The sequence below is a fragment of the Pseudomonas sp. N-137 genome (assembly GCF_034555295.1).
GTDB lineage: Bacteria > Pseudomonadota > Gammaproteobacteria > Pseudomonadales > Pseudomonadaceae > Aquipseudomonas > Aquipseudomonas rhizophila.
Map to the genome: position 1 here is coordinate 92,157 of NZ_JAXUDQ010000019.1, position 16,919 is coordinate 109,075.

A 16,919-nucleotide genomic window follows, 5' to 3' on the forward strand; every position below is an offset into this window, starting at 1 on the left:
ACGATTAGCTGCCGCCGCTACGTATCACCGCTTACATCAATGGTGTGATCAGGATTGGCCCGTTGGCTGATCCGATCCTGCGCCTGCCTCATACCCCATCCGCCAGCTCACGGCCCGGGTCGCGGCCAACAGTCGTTGTGCCGCCGGGCCGTTTTCGTCGGCATGGAACAGGGACGTCGGGCCGACAATGGTCATCACCGCCGTCACTTGGCCGACAGCATTGAATACCGGGGCTGACAGGGCATCCACGCCGGGCATCAGCAAGCCATGCACATGGTGCAGGCCGCGACTGCGTATTTGCTGGCACAGGGTGGCATAGGCCTGGTCGTCGGCCAGGGCGTGGGCGGTGGAAGCGCTCACTTCCTGTTCGCGCAAGCCGATCGTTTCGCGCGTCGGCAGGTAGGCGCTGAACACCAGCCCCGTGGACGAGCTGAGCAGCGGCAATACCGACCCCAGTTGCGTCACCACGGTCACTGCCCGTATGGCGGGTTCGATCCGAACGACCGTGGCGCCGTGATTACCCCACACCGCCAGGAAACAGGTTTCGTTCAAGTCATCGCGCAGTTCGGCCAAGGGCAGGGCGGCCACTTGCAACACGTCCATGCCGTTCAACGCCGCCAGGCCCACGCGCAAGGCTTCGCGCCCGAGGCCGTAGTGGTTGGTGGACGTGTTCTGTTCAGCGAAACCGCTGGCGATCAAGGCCTGCAGGTATCGATGAACCTTGCTCGCCGGCATTTGCACGTGTTCGGCCAGACGCGACAGCGACGTGGAGGGCGACAGTTCGGCCAGGGCCTTGAGGATGTCGGTGCCGACTTCGGCCGAGCGGACTTTCTGTTTACCGTTGCTGAGCGGGGTTTCCATGGAGGCGCTGAGTCCAGAGGCGAATGGGCGTCTTTATAGCTTGACGGTCGCTGTCGAGCAAATTACGTTATGCGTAATTGAATTACGATAAAAATAACCTGTGCGCCTGACGTTTCTTCGTGGAACGACGAGGTCGTACCCAGTCCTGTGTTCAGGAGGCTCCATGACCCTCGATTCCACAGTGTCGGACCTGGCCTATCAGTCAGGCTTTGGCAATGAATTTGCCAGCGAGGCGCTGCCCGGCGCCTTGCCCGTTGGCCAGAACTCCCCGCAAAAAGCCCCTTACGGTCTCTATGCCGAATTATTCTCCGGCACTGCCTTCACCATGGTTCGCAGCGAAGCGCGGCGGACCTGGATGTATCGCATCCGGCCGTCGGCCAATCATCCGGCCTTCGTCAAGCTTGAACATCAGATAGCGGGCGGTCCTCTGGGTGAGGTCACGCCCAATCGCCTGCGCTGGAACCCGTTGGATATTCCTGCCGAGCCAACCGATTTCATCGATGGACTGGTGCGCATGGCGGCCAATGCCGGCTCGGACAAACCGGCCGGTATCAGCGTCTACCATTACCGCGCCAACCGTTCCATGGAACGGGTGTTCTTCAACGCTGACGGGGAATGGCTGATCGTGCCGCAGCTGGGACGGCTGCGGATCGCCACCGAGCTGGGCGTGCTGGAACTGGCGCCGCTGGAAATTGCCGTGATCCCCCGGGGCCTGAAATTTCGCGTCGAGCTGCTTGATCCACAAGCCCGCGGCTATATCGCCGAAAACCATGGCGCGCCGTTGCGCCTGCCGGACCTTGGGCCGATCGGCAGCAACGGCCTGGCCAACCCGCGGGATTTCCTGGCGCCGGTCGCTCATTACGAAAACCTCGCCCGACCGACTGCGCTGGTGCAGAAATTCCTCGGTGAGTTGTGGGGTTGCGAGCTGGATCATTCGCCCTTCGATGTGGTGGCCTGGCATGGCAACAACGTGCCTTACAAATATGACCTGCGCCGTTTCAACACCATCGGTACGGTCAGCTTCGACCACCCGGACCCGTCGATCTTCACCGTATTGACCTCACCCACCAGCGTCCACGGCCTGGCCAATCTCGATTTCGTGATCTTCCCGCCGCGCTGGATGGTCGCGGAAAACACCTTCCGTCCGCCGTGGTTCCACCGCAACCTGATGAATGAATTCATGGGCCTGATCCAGGGCGCCTACGATGCCAAGGCCGAAGGTTTCCTGCCCGGCGGCGCCTCCTTGCACAGTTGCATGAGTGCCCATGGCCCGGACGGCGAGACCTGCACCAAGGCGATCAACGCCGAGCTGACGCCTGCGAAAATCGACAACACCATGGCCTTCATGTTCGAAACCAGCCAGGTCCTGCGCCCGAGCCGTTTCGCCCTGGACTGCCCACAATTGCAAACTGACTACGACGCCTGCTGGGCCTCGCTGCCGGTCACGTTCGACCCGACCCGGAGATAACCCATGACTCAACTTTCCCCTGCCCGTAGCTGGGTCGCCTCCGCCAACGGCCATGCCGACTTCCCGCTGCAGAACCTGCCGCTGGGCATCTTCAGTATCGATGACGGTGCTCCCCGTAGCGGCGTGGCGATTGGTGAGCAGATTTTCGATTTGCAGGCCGCGTTGCAGGCGGGCTTGTTTGACGGCGCGGCGCGCGAAGCCGTCGAAGCCATGAAGGACGGCCAGTTGAATGCATTCTTCGACCTCGGCCGCAGCGCTCGGGTGGCCCTGCGTGAACGCTTGCTGGAGCTGCTGCGCGAAGACAGCTCGCTGCGGGGCAAGATCGAAGCCCAGGGCGCGAAACTGCTGGTCCGCGCAGCCGACTGCCAGATGCATTTGCCGGCCAGGATCAATGACTACACCGACTTCTACGTCGGTATCGAACACGCGCAAAACGTCGGCAAGTTGTTCCGCCCCGACAATCCGCTGTTGCCCAACTACAAGTACGTCCCCATCGGTTATCACGGTCGCGCCTCGACCATTCGCCCGTCCGGTACCGACGTGCGTCGCCCCAAGGGTCAGACGCTGCCCGCCGGCCAGACCGAGCCGACCTTCGGCCCGTGCGCGCGACTGGACTATGAGCTGGAACTGGGCATCTGGATCGGCCAGGGCAACGCCTTGGGCGAACCCATCGCCATCGGTGATGCTGCCGAGCACATTGGCGGTTTCTGCCTGCTCAACGACTGGTCGGCCCGGGATATCCAGGCCTGGGAATACCAGCCGCTGGGGCCCTTTCTGTCCAAAAGCTTCCTGACCAGTATCTCGCCATGGGTGGTGACGGCCGAAGCCCTTGAACCGTTCCGTCGCCCACAACCGGCGCGTCCGGCAGGCGATCCGCAGCCGTTGCCATATCTGCTGGACAAGCGTGACCAGGCCGGTGGGGCCTTCGACATTGAACTGGAAGTCCTGCTGCTGACCGAAGCCATGCGCGAGCAGAACCTGCCGGCCCATCGCCTGACGTTGAGCAACACCCAGTACATGTACTGGACCGTAGCGCAGATGGTCGCCCACCACAGCGTCAATGGTTGCCAGTTGCAGGCCGGTGACCTGTTCGGTTCGGGCACCTTGTCGGGGCCTGAGAGCGGTCAGTTCGGCAGCCTGCTGGAGATTACCGAGGGCGGTAAAAAGCCAATCGAGCTGGCCTCTGGCGAAGTGCGCAAATTCCTTGAGGACGGTGACGAGATCATCCTGCGGGCCCGTTGCCACCGCGAAGGTGTTGCGTCCATCGGCTTTGGCGAATGCCGGGGCAAGATCCTGCCGGCGCGGTGAGGGACAGGGCATGGAACTCTACACCTACTACCGCTCCACTTCGTCCTACCGGGTGCGCATTGCCCTGGCGCTCAAGGGCCTGGATTACCAGGCCCTGCCGGTCAACCTGATCGCTGCGCCTGGGGGCGAACATCGTCAGCCGGCCTATCTGGCGATCAACCCTCAGGGCCGGGTTCCGGCGCTGCGTACCGACGAAGGCGCGTTGCTGGTGCAGTCACCCGCCATCATCGAGTACCTGGAGGAGCGTTATCCACAGGTGCCGTTGCTCAGCGCCGACCTGACGGTTCGGGCTCATGAGCGAGGCGTCGCGGCATTGATCGGTTGCGATATTCATCCGCTGCACAACGTCAGCGTACTCAACCAGCTGCGGCAGTGGGGCCACGATGAAACGCAGGTGGCGCAGTGGATCGGGCATTGGATCAGCCAGGGACTGGCGGCGGTGGAACAGTTGATTGGGGATGACGGCTACTGCTTCGGTGCAGCACCCGGGGTCGCGGACGTGTATCTGATCCCGCAGGTGTACGCGGCAGAACGGTTCAATGTCTCCCTGGAGGTGTATCCACGGATCCGTCGCGTTGCGGCGTTGGCGGCTGCGCATCCAGCGTTTCAACAGGCGCATCCGGCAAATCAGCCTGATACACCTTGAGCCCCCCTGTGGGAGCGAACCTGTTCGCGATGGCGGTGGTTGAGCTTACAAACATGTTGTCTGACACACCGCTATCGCGAGCAGGCTCGCTCCCACAGAGGGAGAGGGGGCGAGCCCTTGGGTTACCACCTCGTCATCCGCGATCTACACCTGCTCAATGCACAATTGAATTGGGCGGCAGATGCCCCAGCCGTTCCGTCAGCCGGATTCGCTGGATCGGGTCTTCGCTGAGCATCAGCGCGTGCTCCAAGTCGAATCGTTCGGCGTTGGGACAGTCGAGCCGTTGGTACAGGCTGGCGCGGGCCAGGTAATCGGCGGCGCTGGCGTTGCCCAGTTCAAGCACCCGTTCGGCGTCGATCAGTGCAGCAATGTAGTCGTCGTTGGTCAGATGCAATTGGCGAAGATTGCGCGACAGGCGCTGGAGCATCTGCATGGGCTCGGCACTGACCAGGTGCTCGGCTTTGAGGGGCATGTTGGCGCCGTATTGGCGTTGCAGCAGTTCCCGACAGTCGTTGGGGTACAACCGGCGTCCGCCACACGGGTCGAGCAGATGATCGGCACCGGGGACCCGCAACAGGAAGTGACCGGGGAAATTGACACCGACCATCGGAATCTCCAGGCCACGAGCCAGCTCCAGGGCGATCAGGCCGAGGGCCAGGGGCTGTCCACGTTTACGCGTCAGCACCTTGTCGAGCAACGCGGCCCGTGGGCGCAGGGGCGTGAAATCGTCCTGGGCGAATCCAAGGTCATTGAGGCGGCGCAGCAAGGGTTGGCCCAGTTCGCTGACGGGCAGCATCGGCAGGTCATGGCTGACACGCTGTTGCAGATCCTTGAAATCGTTCAGCAACGCCGGTACGTCCACTTCGCGATCATGTTCGGCAGCAATCCACAACGCTGCTTCGAACAGCGCCGGTGGGGAGCGGTGCAGGCAATCAAAAAAGGCTTGGCGCGGTGTCATCACAGTCTCCGGGCTATGCCTCGTTTTTAGCTCTGCTGCGGGCTTTCGTCCAGTCTCGTCCGGGGAAGGAATCAGGTTATGCCCAAAAGACTGGCCGTCCGGTCGACTTATTCCGGCGCGCTCCAGCAAATTTTGAGCGCACGCCTATACTGGCGGAACAAACAAAAGTGATTCGGGAGCCTGTCGATGTTTGCTCTCATGCAAAGCTCCCGCCTTGAATCGCTGCACCTGAGCGTAGACCCGGCCACCGGGTTGAAGGCGGTGATTGCCATTCATTGCAGCCGTCCTGGGCCTGCTCTGGGTGGATGTCGTTATCTGTCCTACCCCGACGATGAAAGTGCCGTGGTCGACGCCGTGCGCCTGGCCCAAGGCATGAGCTACAAGGCCGCACTGGCCGGCTTGCCGGTGGGCGGCGGCGTGGCCGTGATCATGCGTCCGGCCCATGTCGAAAGTCGGGCTGCGTTGTTTGAGGCATTTGGGCGCTGCATCGAGCAATTGGATGGCCGCTATATCACCGCCATCGACAGCGGCACCTCGGTGGCGGACATGGACTGCATCGCCCAACAGACCCGTCATGTGACCAGCACCACGGCTTCGGGAGACCCAGCGCCTCACGCGGCGATGGGGGTATTCGCCGGCATCCGTGCCACGGCCATGGCACGCCTGGGCAGCGATAACCTGGAAAGCCTGCGGGTAGCGATCCAGGGCCTGGGTAATGTCGGTTTCGCCCTGGCCGAACAGTTGCACGCCGCAGGCGCCGAACTGTTGGTCAGCGACATTGACCCTGGCAAGGTTCAACTGGCGATGGAGCAACTGGGCGCGCATCCGATCGCCAACGATGCACTGCTCAGTACCCCGTGCGACATCCTCGCCCCCTGTGGCCTGGGCGGGGTGCTCAATAGCCAGAGCGTGGCGCAACTACGCTGCTCGGCGGTTGCCGGGTCGGCCCATAACCAGTTGAGCAACCTGCAGGTGGCCGATCAATTGGAACGGCGCGGGATCCTCTATGCGCCGGATTATGTGATCAACTCCGGAGGCCTGATCTATGTCGCCTTGAAGCATCGCGGCGAAGAGCTGTCGACGATCACCGCGCATTTGTCGAAGATCGGCGCCCGGCTTACGGAAGTCTTTGCCCACGCCCAGGCAGAAAAACGCTCACCGGCCAGGGTGGCCGATGAATTGGCAGAGCGTTTGTTGTACCGATAAAAAAGATCGCAGCCTTCGGCGGCTCCTGGGTGGATTCCATGGAGCCGCCGAAGGCTGCGATCTTTTCAAGGCTTATTCAGCAGGGGCATTGAGCAGTTCGGACAAGGCGTCCGGTTGACTCTTGAACGCCTTGGCGAACACATCGCGATTTTTCGCCATGTAGATGCCGGCTTCCTCAACCTGTTTCTCGCTCAGCGAGGGAACGGCTTTTTGCAATACTTCGGCCAGCAATTCGGCGAGTTCCAGCATTTTGTCATGACGGTCAGCTTCGGCTTTATCCATGAACAAGCGCTCCAGATCTCGGCTGCTGCGGTATACCACTTCGACGGCCATTCACCACCTCACATGCCTTCACATTGGTTATCTTTGTGACTACTGTATTTATATACAGCCAAAAGGATAAGCGAATCCCTTCCCTTTGGATAGTGGCTTTTTAATGTAGACGTATTTGCACATTTGTCGCGAGCGCTGGTGTGTGAGCCAGCCTGCTCACGACAGGGCGGCATCAACATCGCAAAAGTGTCGGGTTGCGGCCCATCGCCATCTCACCCTCAGCCGCTGGCCTTTTTTCTGCATGCAGAACAACCGTCACGTCCAACCCGCATCATCCGGTCGAGTCGACCTAAGGAAACTACATCGTGAAAATCAACTGGGCCGAGAACCTGCGCCAGAACGTACATCAGTTGGCCGAATCCCTGGGCAATCTGTTCGTCGAGACGTTCCATTACCTGGCACTGTTTGCCATCGGAGCGGTGACCGCCTGGGCGGCGGTGATGGAGTTTTTGCAGATGCTCGAGCAGGGGCACATCAAGATCGATGACATCCTGCTGCTGTTCATCTATCTGGAATTGGGAGCGATGGTCGGGATCTACTTCAAGACCAACCACATGCCGGTGCGGTTCCTGATCTACGTGGCGATCACGGCGCTGACGCGCTTGTTGATTTCCAACGTCTCCCACCACAGTCCGCCTGACCTGGGCATCATCTACCTGTGTGGCGGCATCTTGCTGCTGGCGTTCGCGATCCTGGTGGTGCGTTACGCTTCCTCGCAGTTCCCTTCGGTGAAAATCGAGCACCCGCACCGTAAGGTTGGCGCGGGTTCCAGCGAGCACGCCGAAGTGGAGAAGGGCGAGATCTAGAAACCGGCGGGGGCGGATGTCGCGCCCTGCGTCTGCGGTGGTGGCAGCTTGACGTTGTCACCGCCGGTCATGGCTTCGAGGATCGCCACAGCGCTGTGGCCCTGCTCGATGGCGATGCCGAACTGGATGCTCTGGACCAGGCGCCGCAGGCGTTCCGGGTCATTGCGTTGCTGGGCGCTGATCATGCGCTTGGCGACGATGCGCCCGGCCTTGGAGAGGGTCAGCATGATGCTGCCGTCCAGGCCCTGGATGCTCAGATTGATTTGATACTGCGGCGCAAAAGCGTCGGTAATGAGCTGAAAAGGGTTGTCCATGATGCGTCACCGCCTGATTGAACGTGCAGTTGTTGACCGGCCGTGATCGGGATTAGTTCGCGATACCGGACCACCGGCCATTCCATGATCGTGCTTCATCCAGAGCCAGGCAGAGGTTGGATCGGAAGATCCCAACCTGCGACCGCTCCAGCAGAGAGGTAGCAAGGGGCATGCCGGAAAAACTGTCGGACAATGATCACGGCGCATAGGCGCTGAAGGCCTTGGCATGCGGCCTGGGAGGCTGCCCGTTTCTGTGCAGGAATGGGCGAATGGTCGCTGACGGTGCAGGGTGAGCGCAGAATTTTCGTGGGGTAAGCAAGGCGAGGCAACTCCCGACATTAACAGCGCTTTTGTCCGTTGTCCGGCTTTATTTGCGTATGAATATTTATCTTTTCGAAGGGGTTGAATTGTTCTGCCGCCAGCCCGACTCTGTATTCAAGGGGTCGTCGCGCTACCGTCGATTGGCCCCTGGCGAGCTAGCCGAAATAAGGGATGAACTATGCAAATCCAAGTCAACAGCGATAACCATATTCAAAGCAGCATCCGACTGGAGGAGTGGGTACGTACTACCATCGAAAGCACGCTCGAACGTTATGAAGAAGACCTGACACGGGTCGAGGTCCATTTGCGGGACGAGAACGGCGACAAGCCCGGTCCCCATGACTTGCGTTGTCAGCTGGAAGCACGGCCAAAGGGTCTGCAACCGGTCTCGGTGACACACAAGGCCGATACGCTGGAATTGGCCATCGAAGGGGCGGCCACCAAGCTTGAACATGCCCTGGAGCATCTGTTCGGCAAACTGCGCGTCAAACGCGCCACCGCTGAGAAGCCGACCGAGTCGGTGGCCTTGGCCGATGCGATGCTGGAAGAAGAATTCCTGGAGAACGAACGGGCTGCACTCAACGGCTGAGCCCGATCATTTAAAATTACCCACCGAACAGACGGGCCTGCAATCGCAGGCCCGTCTTGTTTCAGCGATCCATCGCAGCCCCTGATCAGAACGCCACGGACGTCTGCACATACAGCGTGCGCGGTTCCCCTACGTATTTGCCCCGGTTGTTATCGTCGAACGAGCGGGTGAAATACTGGGTATTGAAGATGTTCTTCACACCCACCGCCACGTTCAGGTCCGACAGTTGCGGGCCGAAATCATAGGCGGCGCGGCTGCTGAACAGCATATAGCCAGGGATATTGCCGGTACTGCCGTCGGCGCTTTCGGCGCGGGTATTGGCGTTGTCGGCAAACTGCGCGCTCTGATAGGTGCTGTCCAGGTTCAATTTCCACGGCCCGTCCGTGTAACCCACGCCCAGTGTGCCTTTGTGCTTGGAAGAAAATGGCACGCGGTTGCCTTTGTTCGGTCCGTCTTCCCGAATGGTGGCATCGACGAAGGCATACGTGGCATATACGTCAAAACCGGCCAGCGCCGGACTCAGGCCGTCGAGGGCGTAGTTGATGCTGGTTTCGATGCCCTGGTGGCGGGTTTCGCCACGGGCAATCACCGAATCGTTGGTTTGGTTGCTTTCGTATTGGTTGTCGAAGTTGATCAGGAACGCACCGATCTCCGCCCGCAGGTTGCCATTGTCATAGCGGGTTCCAAGTTCCCAGGTGCGGGCTTTCTCCGGTTTCACTTCACCGCTGCTCACACGGTTGGGCATCTGGCTGTACTGCACACTGCCGAATGAACCTTCGGTATTGGCATACAGATTCCATTCATCGGTCAGGTGGTACAGCACATTCAGCGCTGGCAGGGCGGTGTTGTAGTCGCCCTTGTATTTCACGTTGGTCAGATTGTTTGTCTGCTGCGATTCGATCATTTCGTAACGAATACCGGGCGTGATCGTCCATTTGCCAATATCGATCCGATCATCGATGAAAATTGCATTGGCTTCGGTTCCACCCCGTGTATCGCGGTCGTTTCGGCTGGAGGTTGTCGGCAATTCGTTGCTGGCGATCGGCGTGCGATAGCGCAGTTCATGGCCGGCCTCGTTGATGTAGCGATAGCCGACGCCGACTTCGTGGCTGGTCGGCCCGAGGTCGAAACCTTGGGCAAAACGGGTTTCCAGGCCGCGTACCCAATATTCACGAGGCGACAGGGACAGGAAGGTGCCCTGGTCCAGGTAGCCGCTGCGCAAAGTCTTGGTGAAAAACGTGCTGGCGGTAAATTCGCGTCGATCCTGCTGGTAGCGGTAGCCGAAGTTGACCAGGGTGCGACGGCCCCAGAAGCGGTCATTCTGACGGGTGGACTGATACGGGTTGGCGTCGTAGTCGGCCACATTCAGGCCGCCGGGCATGTCGGCCTCGCCTTCGTAGTATTGGGCCATGGCATTAAAACTGTTGGCCTCGTCCAGTTGGTAGTTGCCCTTGAGGATCAAGTCGTCGATTTGTGTGTCGCTGTGTTCGCGCCAGTCGCCGCCGCGAGTGCCGGAGTACAACAGGGCACCGCCAAGGCCGTTGTCGGCGGTGCCGCCGGCCAGCAGGTTGGCGGATGTCTTGAAGCCGTCGTGACTGGAAGACGGGCTGGTCTCGGTCTGGAAGCCGCCCTTTACCGTCGGCGCCTCGGGAATCGCCCGCGTCACGAAGTTGACCACGCCACCGACGTTTTGCGGACCGTAGCGCACCGCGCCGCCTCCGCGCACGACATCCACCGCGTCCATGTTGCCCATGCTGACCGGCGCGAACGATAGCTGCGGTTGGCCGTAGGGTGCGAAAGGCACCGGGATGCCGTCCATCAGCACCGTGGAACGTGAGGCCAGGCGAGGATTGAGCCCGCGGATACCAAAGTTCAGCGCCATGTCATGGCTGCCGGTGCCGTTGTTTTCCGGTGCGTTGACGCCAGGAATGCGATTGAGCACATCCCGGGCCTGGGTCGCGCCCTGGCGTTCGAACGCCTCACGACGGATGACGTCTCGGGCACCGGCGTGTTCGAAGACATTGGTCGGCGCGGCATCGCCGAGCCAGTCACCGACCACGGTGGTGGTGCCGATGTCCAGCGCGGTGCTGGCGGCCGGTTGCAGGCTGAAGGCGTTGTCTGCCTCAGGGCGGGCTTGCAGGCCTGTGCCTTCGAGCAGCGCGCTCAGCCCTTGCTCTGGGCTGTAGCTGCCTTCCAGGCCCCGACTTTGCAGGCCTGCGGTCGTCTGTGAGCTGAAGGAAATCAACACCCCAGCCTCGCGTCCGAATTGATTGAGGGCATTTTCCAGTGACGACGGCGCGATGTGATAGGGCTTGGCATCTGCAGCCTGTACGCAAGGCAGTACGACGAAACTCAAGCTGGCCCCCAGGAGCAATTGACGCACGGTACGGGCGAGCGGGGTGAGACGGGTGGGTTGTTGCGGCATGGATGAGAATCCCGAGAAGGTTGTATCGAAGTGCTTTCCTTCTCTGTCACCCCAGGTGTGGAAAACGGCTCACTGGTGCATCACTTTTTTTCAGCTGGGGTGGCCGTGGTTCAGGCTCGAGCTTCGACCGAGATCCAATAGCGGGTGAAACGACGCACTTTTACCGGCAGGCTGACTTCCAGCAGATCGAGGATTCGCTCGCTGTCGTCCAGCGGATAGGTTCCAGAGATCAGAAGGTTGGCGACCGCCTCGTCGCAGTGCAATTGGCCACGTCGGTAGCGGCCTAGCTCGTCGAGAAAGTCTGCCAGGCGCATGTGCGCCGCTACCAGCATGCCCTCTGTCCAGGCGCCGCTGTTGGCATCCAGAGCCGTGGCGGGCCCGGCGCCGTTGATGCCAAGGCTCAGTTGCCGTGACGTCGCCAGCAACAACGCCGGGCCGTGTCGGCTACGAATGTCCACCTGGCCTTCAAACACCGCCACCTGGGTGTGGTCCGGATACTCGCGTACGTTGAACCGGGCGTTGCGGCTTTCCAGCAGGCCATGGGCGGTCAGCACTTGCAGGGGCCGTGGGTCGCGGGCAGCGGTCAATAACAGTTCCCCCTCCAGCAGGTGGATCAAGCGGCGTTGAGCGTCGAAGCGAACGTCTACCGCACTGCCGCTGTTGAGCTGCAACTGACTGCCGTCATCCAGCGTCAGACGGCGCCGTTCGCCTACCGGGCTGCGAAAATCGGCCATCAATGGGGGTAGCAGTTGGCGTTCACGCAGGCTCCAGGTCAACGCTGAACCGGCCCCAAGCACCAACAACATTTTGAGCGCTCGACGCCGCGCAGCGGACTTCGGTGCATTGAGGGCCGCATGGGCCAACGGAGAGGGCACGCTGCGCAGCCGCTGATTGACCCGCTGGATATGCTCCCAGGCGCGGCGATGTTCGTTGTGAGCATTGAGCCATTGCTCCCAGGCTTTCTGCCGGCGAGTATCGAGTGGGCCTTGCTGCATTTCCAAAAGCCAGTGCACGGCCTGTTCGGCCACTTTCGCACTGACATCTGGTGCGCTGTTCATCGCTGGGGTCATAAGGCGAAGTAGCAGCGCATCGCTGCCTTGTTCAAATGACGCTTGACCGTCGCCAATGAAATTCCCAGTTCACGGGCTATTTCGTTGTAGGTCAGGCCATCGACCTGGGCCAGCAGAAACGCCTGCTTGACCGCTCGCGGCAAACCATCGAGCAGTTGGTCCAGTTCCATCAGGCTTTGCAGGATGATTGCCCGTTCTTCCTCCGACGGCACCACCTGCTCCGGCAGTTGGGCGAGGGTATCGAGGTAGGCGCGCTCAAGGTCCTGGCGTCGGTAGTGGTTGAACAGTACGCGCTTGGCAATGGTCGTAAGAAACGCCCGGGGTTCCAGGACAGGCTGCGGGTCGCGCGCAGTCAGTACGCGCATGAACGTGTCCTGGGCCAGGTCGGCGGCACTGTCGGGGCAGCCGAGTTTTCTTCGCAACCAGCCGTTAAGCCAACTGTGATGGGCGTTGTAGAGCACTTCGACGGTGTGTGCAGGCGGCAACGAGGAGCATCCCGACAGCGATGAGCTGTGCTAGAGAACAAGAATTGTTCGCATTGTAGGGGCGCGGCGGTGGCTACGGCAATCGGGATCAGTACCTGCTTGTTTCATTTGACCGGGGCACGTTGATGCCTAGCGCAAAAACGCCTGTCGATACTCGCCGGGTGTCGCGCCGAGGGCCTGCCGGAAACGATTCGTAAAATGGCTGGCGCTGGCGAACCCGCAGGCCAACGCGACCTCACCCAGCGGTTTTGACGTGCTGCGCAGCCAGTGCCGCGCGTGGGCCAGACGTCGTGCCAGTACGTATTGATGGGGCGGCAGGCCGAAGCTTTCGCGGAACATCCGGGCAAAGTGGTATTCGGACAGCGCACACAGCGCCGCCAGTTGGCCGAGGCTGATGGCGTCGGCCAGATGGCTGTCGATGTAGTCCACCAGCATTCGCCGCTGGTGAGCGGCCAGCCCGCCCTTGAGGCGAAGCCCCTGGCGCTGGCCGACCTGGCTCAATAGCAGATGGTTGAGCAAGTCATGGGCCAGGCTGGTGGTCAGAAGGCGTTCACCGGGCTCATCCCAGTTCAGGGCGATCAACTGGCGAAAGCGCTGTGCCTGTTGCGGGTCGTCGAGAAAGGTGGCTTCGCGCAGTTGCACTTGCCGCGGCTCGCGATCCAGCAGCGTGACGCAACCGAGGGCGAATTGCTCAGGGCTGAAGTACAGGTGCGCGAGGCGAATGTCGCCATTGATGACCCAGGCCGATTCATGCCCGGCCGGCAGGACGCAGAGTTTGCCAGGTGCCCCGGTGGTGTCGGGGCGTTCGCGGCGAAACGTGCCGGTACCACCGGCGATGTAGCACGACAGCGTGTGGTGAGTCGGCGCCTCGTAGTCTTGGGCGTCGTGATGGTTGCTCCACAAAGCGGCCGCCATGCCATCTCCAAGCTCGGCACTGTGCTCAAGGCGAGCATTGGGCGAACTGTTGAGGGCTTGAAAGACTTGCAGGGTTTGCAGTGTGGGCATGATCGGGTCTCTCCAACGCCTTGCATCCTACTCCGTCGGTCGGCTCATGCCAGCCTGCAAAGCGACAAAACCGCAAGTTTACGCAAGCGCCCGGTGGCGGGCGGCGCAACACTGGCGGTCATTGTCAGGAGTTGCCGTCATGAACCTCTCGTTGTATCTACTTACCGTGCTCATCTGGGGCACTACCTGGATTGCGCTGAAATTGCAGTTGGGCGTGGTCGCCATCCCCGTGTCGATTGTCTATCGCTTCGGCCTGGCGGCGCTGATTCTGTTTGTGATGCTCTTGCTCAGCCGACGTCTGCAAGCCATGAACCGGCGCGGTCATTTGATTTGCGTGGCCCAGGGCCTGTGCCTGTTTTGCATCAACTTCATGTGTTTCCTCACTGCCAGCCAATGGATTCCCAGCGGGTTGGTCGCGGTGGTGTTCTCTACCGCCACGCTCTGGAATGCCCTCAATGCCCGCGTATTCTTCGGTCAAAGGATCGCCCGCAACGTCTTGCTGGGCGGCGCCTTGGGCTTGCTGGGGCTGGCGCTGCTGTTCTGGCCGGAGCTGGCGGGTCATAGCGCGAGCCCGCAAACGCTGTTCGGGTTGGCGTTGGCGCTGTTGGGAACCTTGTGCTTTTCGGCGGGCAACATGCTCTCGAGTTTGCAACAGAAGGCCGGTCTCAAACCGTTGACCACCAACGCCTGGGGTATGGCTTATGGTGCGGCGATGCTGGCGGTGTGGTGCCTCTTCAAAGGCATCCCGTTCGATATGGAATGGAACGCGCGCTATGTCGGCTCGCTGTTGTACCTGGTGATCCCAGGTTCAGTGATCGGCTTCACCGCCTACCTGACGCTGGTGGGGCGCATGGGGCCGGAGCGGGCGGCGTATTGCACGGTGCTGTTTCCGGTGGTGGCGTTGAACGTCTCGGCGTTGGTCGAGGGCTACCAATGGACGGCGCCGGCACTGCTCGGGCTGGTGTTGGTGATGTTGGGGAACGTGCTGGTGTTTCGCAAACCCCGGCCCGTGGCGACGCAAGCCGCCCTGGGCGCACGCTGAGCCAGGGTATGGCAGGCCCGGACCCGGCGCCTGCCCGATGGTTTACTTCCAGACTTGTGGGTTGACCAGGTTCTTCGGTCGCTCGCCCAGCAAAGCGCTGCGCAAGTTTTCCACGGCAAGATTGGCCATGGCTTCCCGGGTTTCGTGGGTGGCCGAGCCGATATGGGGCAGGGTTACGGCGTTTTTCAGCTGGAACAGCGGCGATTCGGCCAATGGTTCTTTCTCGTAAACGTCCAGCCCGGCGCCGCGGATGCGGTTTTTCTGCAAGGCTTCGATCAGCGCCGGCTCATCCACCACTGGGCCGCGGGAAATATTGACCAGAATGGCACTCGGTTTCATCAGGGCCAGTTCGCGCTGGCCAATCAGGTGGCGGGTCTTCTCACTCAATGGCACCACGAGGCAAACAAAGTCCGCTTCGGCGAGCAACTGATCCAGCTCGCGAAATTGTGCGCCCAACTGATCTTCCAGTTCGGTCTTGCGGCTGTTGCCGCTGTAGAGAATCGGCATGTTGAACCCCAGCCGGCCACGCCGGGCAATGGCGGCGCCGATGTTGCCCATGCCGACAATCCCCAGGGTCTTGCCGTGCACGTCAGTGCCGAACAGCTGAGGGCCGACCGTCGCCTGCCATTGGCCGGCCTTGGTCCAGGCGTCCAGTTCAGCGACGCGCCGGGCGCTGCTCATCAGCAGGGCGAAGGCCAGGTCAGCGGTGCTTTCGGTGAGCACGTCAGGGGTGTTGGTGAGCATGATTCCACGCTCATTGAAGTAGGCCAGGTCATAGTTGTCGTAACCCACCGACACGCTGGACACCACTTGCAGATTCGCGGCGCTCTGCAGTTGTTCGCGGCCGAGCTTGCGTCCGACACCGATCAGGCCATGCACGTGGGGCAAGGCTTCGTTGAACTGTGCATTGATGTCGCCGTTCGACGGATTGGGCACGATCACGTCGAAATCCTGTTGCAGTCGTTCGACCATCTTGGGTGTGACACGGCTGAAGGCAAGTACGGTTTTTTTCATCGCAGAAGGCTCATCAGGCAAGGAATACCAAGCACGCTAACATTCTGGATGTGGGTTAGGCGAGAGGGGAGCGTCGATTGAGGCGAGTCAGTGGCAGGAATGGAGTACTTATGGGCAGTACCTATGGGAGAGCATCTATGTTGGATGTGGGAGCGAGCCTGCTCGCGATGACGGCGGCACATCCACCATCACTGCAAACTGATCCACCGCTATCGCGAGCAGGCTCGCTCCCACAAGGGATTTCTATTTCATCTCTGGGGTGTTTACGCCGCCCGCAGCGAAATAAACGCGTAGTTGACCGGTGCCTCAGTGGCAACCCGTGCTCCACTGGCCAGGACCTGGCAGGCCACGTCATCACCGGACAAATGGAACTGCCATTCACTGGCCGCTTGCTCCAGTGGCTGCAAACGGACCTGATCAATGACTGCGGCGAATGCGCTCATGTCCGGCAGGTACGCGGTAAACCCGTCGCCCTTCAGCGCGGTGGTGAGGATGCCCAGCGAAGCGCAGATGCGCTCCTTGATCCGGATTTCCTCGCGATCGGCCTGACGTGAGCGTTCGATCAACTGCGCCAGTTCCCTGTCGACCAGTTCACCGCCGAGTATCAGTTGCGGTCCGGTCTCCCACGACTCTGGCGGGCATTCCTTTACGGCAATGTTGAGCGGGATGTGCGGGTTGATTTCCATCGGATAGATACGGCACACCAAGGGGCGGCGCTCGTAGATGCGGCACAGGTTTTCTTCGTCAAGATTGCGGCAGCGCCCGGCGTTATAGGCGGCGAAGGTGATTGCCACCAAGGCCTCGGTGGTGCCGCTGTGGACCCGCGCCGAACGGCGCTCAGCGTGTTCGCGTTGCGCCGCCGGCAGGCCGAGGCCGTTGGGCAGGAAGGCTTCCACCAGGACAATCACCTGGCCGCCGTCGTCAGCCCACATCCGGGCCTCGTCGAGGGTCAGGGGGACATGGTGATCGGTGCAGCATTTGCCACAGCCTACGCAGGAAAACGTTGTGTTCATTGAGCGCCCGGTCAAAAGCTGGAAGGCGGCGACAGAAAAACGCCGCGATTAACCG

The 16,919-nt window shown here is 61.0% G+C and carries 17 protein-coding genes; 7 read left to right on the plus strand and 10 right to left on the minus strand.

What is annotated here, in order from left to right; all coding sequences use genetic code 11:
- Window positions 1-48: 48 nt before the first annotated feature.
- The gene (locus T3A99_RS16780; RefSeq protein WP_047228622.1) at window positions 49-861 is read right to left on the minus strand and encodes an IclR family transcriptional regulator; all 813 of its coding nucleotides are present in this window, start codon (window positions 859-861) and stop codon (window positions 49-51) included.
- A 163-nt stretch (window positions 862-1,024) separates the two neighbouring features.
- Here T3A99_RS16780 and hmgA point away from each other — a divergent pair, with 163 nt between their 5' ends.
- Genes hmgA through maiA form a run of 3 tightly spaced genes read left to right on the plus strand, consistent with a single transcriptional unit; the run spans window position 1,025 to window position 4,283 of the window.
- The gene (gene hmgA, locus T3A99_RS16785; RefSeq protein ID WP_076383582.1) at window positions 1,025-2,329 is read left to right on the plus strand and encodes a homogentisate 1,2-dioxygenase; all 1,305 of its coding nucleotides are present in this window, start codon (window positions 1,025-1,027) and stop codon (window positions 2,327-2,329) included.
- A gap of 3 nt (window positions 2,330-2,332) precedes the next feature.
- Window positions 2,333-3,637: a fumarylacetoacetase gene (gene fahA, locus T3A99_RS16790; RefSeq protein ID WP_274089997.1), complete on the plus strand. Its 1,305-nt coding sequence runs from the start codon at window positions 2,333-2,335 to the stop codon at window positions 3,635-3,637.
- Between the two features lie 10 nt (window positions 3,638-3,647).
- A complete protein-coding gene (gene maiA, locus T3A99_RS16795) occupies window positions 3,648-4,283 on the plus strand; it encodes a maleylacetoacetate isomerase (RefSeq protein WP_322834586.1) in 636 nt (211 codons plus the stop codon).
- 154 nt (window positions 4,284-4,437) lie between these two features.
- Here maiA and T3A99_RS16800 read toward each other — a convergent pair whose 3' ends face one another.
- Window positions 4,438-5,241, minus strand: coding sequence for a SirB1 family protein (locus T3A99_RS16800; RefSeq protein ID WP_076383584.1), 804 nt, complete (start codon window positions 5,239-5,241; stop codon window positions 4,438-4,440).
- 186 nt (window positions 5,242-5,427) lie between these two features.
- Here T3A99_RS16800 and T3A99_RS16805 point away from each other — a divergent pair, with 186 nt between their 5' ends.
- Entirely contained in the window at window positions 5,428-6,447 is a 1,020-nt protein-coding gene (locus T3A99_RS16805; RefSeq protein WP_047228617.1) for a Glu/Leu/Phe/Val dehydrogenase family protein, read from the plus strand.
- Window positions 6,448-6,519: 72 nt separating this feature from the next.
- Here the strand turns inward: T3A99_RS16805 and T3A99_RS16810 are convergent, their stop codons facing one another.
- Window positions 6,520-6,780, minus strand: a complete 261-nt coding sequence (locus tag T3A99_RS16810; protein ID WP_047228616.1) for a YebG family protein — start codon at window positions 6,778-6,780, stop codon at window positions 6,520-6,522.
- Window positions 6,781-7,085: 305 nt separating this feature from the next.
- Here T3A99_RS16810 and T3A99_RS16815 point away from each other — a divergent pair, with 305 nt between their 5' ends.
- Window positions 7,086-7,586, plus strand: a complete 501-nt coding sequence (locus T3A99_RS16815) for a phosphate-starvation-inducible protein PsiE (RefSeq protein ID WP_076383585.1) — start codon at window positions 7,086-7,088, stop codon at window positions 7,584-7,586.
- On the opposite strand, the gene T3A99_RS16820 is transcribed toward T3A99_RS16815, so the two are convergent.
- Window positions 7,583-7,900, minus strand: coding sequence for a DUF3509 domain-containing protein (locus T3A99_RS16820; protein ID WP_047228614.1), 318 nt, complete (start codon window positions 7,898-7,900; stop codon window positions 7,583-7,585). The two genes, T3A99_RS16815 and T3A99_RS16820, sit on opposite strands and share 4 nt — an antisense overlap.
- 499 nt (window positions 7,901-8,399) lie before the next feature.
- On the opposite strand from T3A99_RS16820, the gene T3A99_RS16825 reads away from it, so the two are divergent.
- A complete protein-coding gene (locus T3A99_RS16825) occupies window positions 8,400-8,810 on the plus strand; it encodes an HPF/RaiA family ribosome-associated protein (protein ID WP_047228613.1) in 411 nt (136 codons plus the stop codon).
- 85 nt (window positions 8,811-8,895) lie between these two features.
- Here the strand turns inward: T3A99_RS16825 and fecA are convergent, their stop codons facing one another.
- From fecA to T3A99_RS16845, 4 genes are all read right to left on the minus strand, one after another.
- Window positions 8,896-11,235 carry a TonB-dependent Fe(3+) dicitrate receptor FecA gene (fecA, locus tag T3A99_RS16830; protein WP_107321891.1) on the minus strand — a complete coding sequence of 780 codons (2,340 nt, stop codon included), beginning with the start codon at window positions 11,233-11,235 and terminating at the stop codon, window positions 8,896-8,898.
- Between the two features lie 110 nt (window positions 11,236-11,345).
- Window positions 11,346-12,293 carry a FecR domain-containing protein gene (locus T3A99_RS16835; RefSeq protein WP_172833786.1) on the minus strand — a complete coding sequence of 316 codons (948 nt, stop codon included), beginning with the start codon at window positions 12,291-12,293 and terminating at the stop codon, window positions 11,346-11,348.
- An 8-nt stretch (window positions 12,294-12,301) separates the two neighbouring features.
- Window positions 12,302-12,790, minus strand: a complete 489-nt coding sequence (locus tag T3A99_RS16840; RefSeq protein WP_047228610.1) for a sigma-70 family RNA polymerase sigma factor — start codon at window positions 12,788-12,790, stop codon at window positions 12,302-12,304.
- Window positions 12,791-12,919: 129 nt separating this feature from the next.
- Window positions 12,920-13,795 (minus strand): helix-turn-helix domain-containing protein, encoded by an 876-nt coding sequence (locus tag T3A99_RS16845; protein ID WP_173406571.1) that lies wholly within the window; start codon window positions 13,793-13,795, stop codon window positions 12,920-12,922.
- A 139-nt stretch (window positions 13,796-13,934) separates the two neighbouring features.
- Between T3A99_RS16845 and T3A99_RS16850 the strand changes: the two genes are divergently transcribed.
- Complete coding sequence (locus T3A99_RS16850) at window positions 13,935-14,837, plus strand: DMT family transporter (RefSeq protein ID WP_274089995.1); 903 nt, start codon at window positions 13,935-13,937, stop codon at window positions 14,835-14,837.
- A 42-nt stretch (window positions 14,838-14,879) separates the two neighbouring features.
- On the opposite strand, the gene T3A99_RS16855 is transcribed toward T3A99_RS16850, so the two are convergent.
- Window positions 14,880-15,851: a 2-hydroxyacid dehydrogenase gene (locus T3A99_RS16855; protein ID WP_173406572.1), complete on the minus strand. Its 972-nt coding sequence runs from the start codon at window positions 15,849-15,851 to the stop codon at window positions 14,880-14,882.
- Between the two features lie 263 nt (window positions 15,852-16,114).
- A complete protein-coding gene (locus tag T3A99_RS16860) occupies window positions 16,115-16,864 on the minus strand; it encodes a YkgJ family cysteine cluster protein (protein ID WP_107321895.1) in 750 nt (249 codons plus the stop codon).
- Window positions 16,865-16,919 lie beyond the last annotated feature (55 nt).